This is a genomic window from Faecalibacterium intestinale (genome assembly GCF_040096575.1).
Classification (GTDB): domain Bacteria; phylum Bacillota; class Clostridia; order Oscillospirales; family Ruminococcaceae; genus Faecalibacterium; species Faecalibacterium intestinale.
The window spans coordinates 1-3,358 of record NZ_JBBMEN010000051.1; the positions used below are offsets into that span (position 1 = coordinate 1).

Here is a 3,358-nt window from a genome sequence, read left to right on the forward strand (position 1 = left end):
GCGTTGCAGAAGTGTAGTCCCGGAGGAACACAGAATTTTCAAGAATTGAAAATTTGTGGCCACGGGACGGTTCTTGCTCTCCACTGCTGCGCTCAAAACGTATTTCCGAAAGTTGTTTCCGAATTGTTAAGACGCAAAAATAAGTAGAGAGTTCCACTGCTCATATATGTGAATCGCCGTTTGCCCCGAACGAAGTTCCTGCCCCTGTTTTGCAGCGGCGTTGACTGGAGAGCCGGTATCACGTTCGGTCGGCTCATGAAATTTTCAAGGTGCAATCTTCCCCGGAAAAGAAAAATACCGCCCACGCAGTACAGGCGAAGGATTTTGTCGGGTGAAACAGACGGCAAAATGATCGGGTGTGTTGCGGGGCGGTAAATCTTCGCAGGAAATAAAACCGCACAGAATCGTTTCTTTACAGAAATCTCTGTGGATTTGTTGGGAATGATAACATAAGTACGAATGCGTGTCAACACTTCAGGATAATGAATACATCAGATGAACGAAACACACAAAGTACAAGCGAAAGCAAGGCTGCGTTTTAGAAGAATGTTTTAATTTTCGCAGTTCAGGCGGACTTGGACGGTAAACACACCGTCCTTCTTCTTTGTGTAGAAGTCGCCATGGTTCTCTTGAACGATACGATTTATGTTCTTTAGTCCGTAACCGTGATACTCTCCGATGCGGATGCTGCGAACGGTATCGCTGTATGGATTCTCAAGCCGGTAAAAGAGACTGCGATACTGCTTGCGCAGCTGTAGATGAATGATTCGCTGTTCTGCTGGCAAGTCGCAGCAGGCTTCAATGGCATTGTCAAATGTGTTTCCGATGATGATGCTCAAAGACAACGATGAGATCGTCAGAACTTCAGGAATCGTCACATCCAGTTTGACTTTGATGTTATTCCTTTCCGCAATTCGTAAGTAATAATTCAAAAGAGCATCAACAACAGGATTTCCGACAGCAGAAATATTTGTGGAACGCTCGAAAACATTCGTGGCGGCCTGTGCGATCTTGTGAAGTTCTTCGGTATCACCGTGTTCTGCAACTGCCTGCATCGCCAGAATGTATTTCTTCACATCATGCTGTAGAGAACGGACTTCTTCCTGACGTTCTTTGAGCTGCTGGTAGTATTCCATTTGAAGGTTGTACTGCTGCTCATTGAACTTGACTTTGAATTTTTCTAGCTCATTTTCCCGGAGAGCTTCCACATAGAACACGATCAGGATGTTTATAAGGAGAAGTACAGCCATAAGGCCGACCATATAATCAGGGAAATACTCATCCGCAGTATGATACTGTGCCACATAACAGACCGCGATACTTGCGATTTGAATCGCAATGATCGGCAACAGCCATAGGATGCGCAGAGCATTTCCCTTTCGGCTGAAAAAATGTGAGATCAGAACTACGAGTGGAATTTGAATCAGGTTTGAAAAAACAATATAGACCAACCGTGCTGCCCCAGCCTGCATCAGAATGTCGGTATCCGGGATACGCAGACCAATCAGGAGCATTGCAAGCACTTCCACCAAAGCAGCCAGTGTAAAGAAGGCTCCGCTTGCGAAAACCGCCTGCCACGGTCGCACCTCATAGAACAGCAATGCAAGGAGAAATCCGCCAACTAAAAGATAAATCGTGCGCTGCGTTACCCAATCCGGGAATAAACTCAAAGCGCACTGCCCAGCGATCAAGAGTGCAACATAGGCATAGAACCACCTTGAGACGGGCTCCTTTTTGGGAAACAGCCGACCGATAAAAAGCAGCAACAGGGCAATGTTGGCAAAGCTCCCTGCAAACTCAACGAAATAATAAAGCATCATCTTCCCAAATAAGCGTTGAAGATCTGATTGAACTCCTGACGCTTCCTCCTGCTGATCGGCAGCTGATGTCCGCTGGAAAGAAAAACAGCGGTTCCCGTAGCGTAAACAATGTGTTCCATGTTGACGAGATAACTTTTGTGTGGTGACACAAAGCACCGTTTGGGAAGTTGCTCCAAGGCTTCAGGAATGCTCATTCGCAATGTAAGGTCTTGCTCCTTACAGTGAATCAGAACTTTATGTCCGTGGCTTTCCAGAAAGTAAATGTCCGATGTTTCCAAGGACATGGTAATACCATCGTATTCGATCGTAAAATGTTTGGAGTTCAGTTCCTGAAGGACGGCATCCATTGCCGCAGCGAACAGTGTCTGATCCAAAGGTTTGACAAGGTAGCGGAATGCAACGCCATATCCCTGCACAGCGTACTCATGCCGCTTCGTGACAAATACCACCAAAGGATGCTTCTCCATTTGGATCAAAGACTGCGCCAACTGAAAACCGTTGGATGGCATCTCGATATCGAGCAGCAGCAAATCGAAGGATTTTTTCTGCATTTGCAATTCGCTCAGAAGTTCATTCCCATCCATGTAAGTCTCAATGTCAAAGCAGCCTTGCACATCGTACTGCTGGACGCTTTGAACAATGCCATCAAGGTCTGACTTCTCATCATCGCAGACTGCAACGTGGTACTTCAGCATTTCGACAACCTCCACAAAATAATGTCCTGCTACTATTATAGACTGTGCAAAGGCTCCTTACAAGTAGCCTGACCTACCACTTTTGTCACCAGAACGACCAGTTTTGCCAAACCTCTTGATTTTGCTGAAATTTATGATACAGTGAAGCAAAAATCAGAAGATAAGGTGGCGCAACTGCAATGTGGGAACGCACGCTGTCTCAAAAATTAGTCCGTCTTTTCTGCGAGCAAAAAGTGATAGATGAAGCAAAGGCGGATGCGTATGTCTATGGGTACGAGTTGCTCATATCATCTGTTGTGAGCGTTCTGCTTGTTGTTTTAATCGCTGTTGTGTGTGGTGATGTGCGGTACGCACTTTCATTTTTGATTGGGTTTATCCCACAGCGAATCTACATTGGCGGATACCATGCAACATCGCACACCAGATGCTATTTGGCATTCTCCGGACTGGCACTTATCTGCATTTTGCTAAGTAAGGCAATCGCAGCAAATCACCTTTTCCGTATCCTGACAACAGTAGCTCTTTTGGGCATCTCTATCTTTCTCTCACCTATCGAAGCAAAGAATAAGCCTTTAAGTGAAAAGAAGCGGTCAAGTTACAAGATGGTCGCATCTGTTCTTTCGTCAATAGATTTCCTGCTTGCCATTTTTAATGTGCTTCCGTATACACGTCATGTAGTTTGCTACTATCTCTCCAAATGGGTATTGATTGTATTCTCAACAATTCCTTTGGTTCAACAAAAATTTAATGCCAACTTTTGTAGATAGGGAGACTAACTATTAAAAGTCAAGCCCCAAAATGAAAAAATCCGCCAACCGACCGCTGCCCCTGACAAACAGCATT

The 3,358-nt window shown here is 45.2% G+C and carries 3 protein-coding genes; 1 reads left to right on the forward strand and 2 read right to left on the reverse strand.

Going from position 1 to position 3,358, the window contains the following annotated elements; genetic code table 11:
• Positions 1-551: 551 nt before the first annotated feature.
• Together WMO20_RS14225 and WMO20_RS14230 are read right to left on the reverse strand one after the other, a co-directional pair.
• Positions 552-1,820 (reverse strand): GHKL domain-containing protein, encoded by a 1,269-nt coding sequence (locus WMO20_RS14225; RefSeq protein ID WP_349187288.1) that lies wholly within the window; start codon positions 1,818-1,820, stop codon positions 552-554.
• Positions 1,817-2,515, reverse strand: coding sequence for a LytR/AlgR family response regulator transcription factor (locus WMO20_RS14230; protein ID WP_005943379.1), 699 nt, complete (start codon positions 2,513-2,515; stop codon positions 1,817-1,819). Before WMO20_RS14230 ends, WMO20_RS14225 begins: the two co-directional genes overlap by 4 nt.
• A 179-nt stretch (positions 2,516-2,694) precedes the next feature.
• On the opposite strand from WMO20_RS14230, the gene WMO20_RS14235 reads away from it, so the two are divergent.
• Positions 2,695-3,282, forward strand: a complete 588-nt coding sequence (locus WMO20_RS14235) for an accessory gene regulator B family protein (RefSeq protein WP_349187289.1) — start codon at positions 2,695-2,697, stop codon at positions 3,280-3,282.
• The last annotated feature ends 76 nt before the right edge of the window (positions 3,283-3,358 follow it).